Raw genomic sequence first — 3208 nt, forward strand, 5'->3', positions numbered from 1 at the left:
TCGTCGCGAATCGTGTCGCGGCCCGCCGCGCCGAAGAAGGTTGCGCGTGGCGCGGACGGCAGCGAGAACGCGAACGGCTTGCCGGCCGCGTCGACCGCGGCGACCGGCGCCGGCATGCCGCGATCGGGCACGCGCTGGTACGCGTCGTATTCGAACTGCAGCAGCTAGCTTCGCCGCGCGTCGTGCCATTTGATCGACGGTGCGACATACTGGCGCGTGCCGTCGACGTGGTCGCGGAAGCTGCCTGCGTGTTCGCGTCCCGCATTGAGCCGCACGCTCCACGCGCTCGACAGCATCCGGTTGAGATCGACCGACGCGCCGAGCCGTCCATAGCTGCCGGTCGCCGCCGACAGATGCCCGAAGTTTTCCGGCAACGGCTGCTTGGTGATCCGGTTGATGACGCCGCCGCCGCTGCCGCGCCCGTACAGCGCCGCCGCCGGCCCCTTCAGCACTTCGACGCGTTCGATGTTGCCGAGACTGCGCACGTATTGCGCATCGTCGCGCATGCCGTCGAGCAGCAGGTCGCCCGCGGCGGAAAAGCCGCGAATGCGGAACGAATCGAAGCGCGTGTCCGACGTATTCGACACACCGGGCACGCCGGCCAGCGCGTCGGCCAGCGTGCGACCGCCATAGGACAGCGTTTCCTCTACCGGGACGCTGTCGATGGTTTGCGGTACGTCACGTGGATCGCTCGCGGTGCGCGTCGCCGTACTCACGCTTTCGGCGCGCGGATCGTTCGGATGACGGCGGCTGCGTACTTCGACCGCAGGCAGTTCGTCGTCGAACTCGGCCGCCGGGGCAGGGAAGGAGGCAACGCCGGCGATCGAGCACAGCGACAGGGCCAGCACAGGAAAGCGCCGCCCGGATATCTGTCGTTTCGACATGGAAATTTGAGGATGACTGAGTGATTGCCTCACATGGCCGTTGCGCGGTTGTTTGCGTTATCGAGTAAAGTTTATCTTGTCTAGTTGAAAACGACAATCATTCGCGTTCATCGCCGGCCGTTCGCCTTGACGCTCCCCGCACCGCCGCCTACACTCGCACGCGTTTTGGTGCTCGCGCGCGCCGCTCCGGCGTGCGCAGTTAAACGGGAAACAGGGAGCCTGCCTGCGCCGCAGTCGAGTCAACCTGTGCTGCCCCCGCAACGGTAAGCGAACGCGTCGCGCGCAAGCGCCACGCAGCGCCGCTTCGCCGCATGCCACGCGCATGCGGACGACCGCCACTGGATGCCGCGCGTATCCGGGAAGGCGAAGCGGCGTGTTCGTCAGCCCGGATACCGGCCTAAACGTTGGGGTTCAGCGCCGCGGGGAGGCGGCGCATCGTCCACGGCCGCGGCAGCGCCCGACGCCCGGTGTTTCCCGCTGTCTCCTCCGATCTGCCTCCGCGCGAACGCGCCCGGGCCGGCACGGCGAACGGCAGGCGGCACGGGCGGGGCACGCGGCAGCCGTGTTGGCATTCACGATGTCGACCGTTCGCAAGGAAGCACCATGTCCGATTCGTTGTCCCGCCCGCCGTGCGGCAGTCCGCGCGGATCGCGCGGCGAGCTTCCCGCGCACCGCCCGCTGAATTGCCGCGCCGCCACCGACGCGACGATCCCGTCCTGATTCCCTCTTCGACACCGGACCTACCATGACCCTACGCAAGCTTCCCGTCACGATCGTCACGGGCTTTCTCGGCAGCGGCAAGACGACGCTGATGCGCCACATCCTGCAGCACGCCGAAGGCCGCCGCATCGCGGTGATCGTCAACGAATTCGGCGAACTCGGCATCGACGGCGAAATCCTCAAGGGCTGCGGCATCGGCTGCGACGATGCCGACGGCGCGCAGGGCGAGGCATCGGGCCAGCTGTACGAACTCGCGAACGGCTGCCTGTGCTGCACCGTGCAGGAAGAGTTCTATCCGGTGATGGAGGCGCTCGTCGAGCGCCGCGCGGACATCGACCACGTGCTGATCGAGACGTCGGGCCTCGCGCTGCCGAAGCCGCTCGTGCAGGCCTTCAACTGGCCGACGATCCGCAACAGCTTCACGGTCGACGCGGTCGTGACCGTCGTCGACGGGCCGGCCGCCGCGAGCGGCCAGTTCGCGGAAAACCCCCAGGCCGTCGACGCGCAGCGCCGCGCCGATCCGAACCTCGATCACGAATCGCCGCTGCACGAACTGTTCGCCGATCAACTGTCGTCCGCCGATCTCGTGATCGTGAACAAGGCCGACCTCGTGGGTGACGCCGAGTTCGCGCGGATCGAAACCGCGATCCGCGAAGAAATCCCGCCGCAGGTGAAGATCGTGCGCGCGACGCGCGGCGAGCTCGACCTCGCGATGCTGCTCGGGCTGGACTCGGCCTCGGAGGAAACGATCCACCTGCGTCACGACCATCACGGCTCGGCCGACGACGGCGATCACGATCACCATCACGACGATTTCGACTCGGTGGTGGTATCGGGCGACGCGGGCACGCGCGAAGCGACGATCGCCGCGCTGCAGCGCGTGGTCGAAGCGCACACGATCTACCGCGCGAAAGGCTTCGCCGCGCTGCCCGGCGCGCCGATGCGGCTCGTGATCCAGGGTGTCGGCCGCCGCTTCGACAGCTATTTCGACCGCCGCTGGCAGGACGGCGAAACCCGCGCGAGCCGCTTCGTGCTGATCGGCGAGGATCTCGACGCGGCCGCGCTGCAACGCGCGTTCGACGCCGCGTGCGCGGCCGAGCCGCAACAGGCGTAACGCACGATGCATCTGCTGCGCACCACGCCGGGCGGCTTCGTCGACGATACACAGGGCGTCGTCCGGATCGACCAGCAGCCGGCCGACATCGTGATCCTGAGTTCGGCCGACACGACGCTGTCGCTGCTCGCGAGCGTCGTGCCGCACTTGCCCGCCGGGTTCCCGAGCGTGCGGCTCGCGAACGTCACGTTCCTGCGGCAGCCGGCGTCGGTCGATTTCTACGTCGACGACGTGCTGCGCCACGCGAAAACGGTCGTGATCGATCATCTCGGCGGCGAAGCGTACTGGCCGTACGGGATCGAGCAGGCCGTGTCGCTCGCGTCGAAGCGCGGGCAGCAGCTCGCGATGTTCTCGGGCGACCTGCAGGAAGACCCGAATCTCGTCGCGAAAAGCACCGTCAAGGCCGAGCTGTGCCGGCTGTGGTGGCGCTATCTGCGCGAAGGCGGCATGCACAACGCCGACGCGCTGCTGCGCAGCATCGCGTTTCACA

At 68.0% G+C, this 3208-nt stretch carries 1 protein-coding gene, 2 pseudogenes and 1 riboswitch; of the genes and pseudogenes, 2 read left to right on the top strand and 1 reads right to left on the bottom strand.

The genetic code is table 11. The annotated features are described in order from the left end of the window. Positions 1-884, bottom strand: a pseudogene (locus tag JMF90_RS30565) (TonB-dependent receptor); the annotation flags it as partial. Between the two features lie 149 nt (positions 885-1033). Further along, a riboswitch (cobalamin riboswitch) is annotated at positions 1034-1300 on the top strand. A gap of 329 nt (positions 1301-1629) precedes the next feature. Here JMF90_RS30565 and cobW point away from each other — a divergent pair. Both cobW and JMF90_RS30575 read left to right on the top strand, forming a co-directional pair. Beyond that, positions 1630-2718 carry a cobalamin biosynthesis protein CobW gene (cobW, locus tag JMF90_RS30570; RefSeq protein WP_011545391.1) on the top strand — a complete coding sequence of 363 codons (1089 nt, stop codon included), beginning with the start codon at positions 1630-1632 and terminating at the stop codon, positions 2716-2718. 6 nt (positions 2719-2724) lie between these two features. Continuing rightward, positions 2725-3208: pseudogene (locus tag JMF90_RS30575) on the top strand (cobaltochelatase subunit CobN); the annotation flags it as partial.

It is taken from the genome of Burkholderia sp. E168m23 (assembly GCF_016586125.1).
GTDB lineage: Bacteria > Pseudomonadota > Gammaproteobacteria > Burkholderiales > Burkholderiaceae > Burkholderia > Burkholderia orbicola.

Excerpts from the sequence above, each read along its gene's own strand:
- cobW (WP_011545391.1), top strand. The coding sequence starts at position 1,630 with ATGACCCTACGCAAGCTTCCCGTCACGATCGTCACGGGCTTTCTCGGC.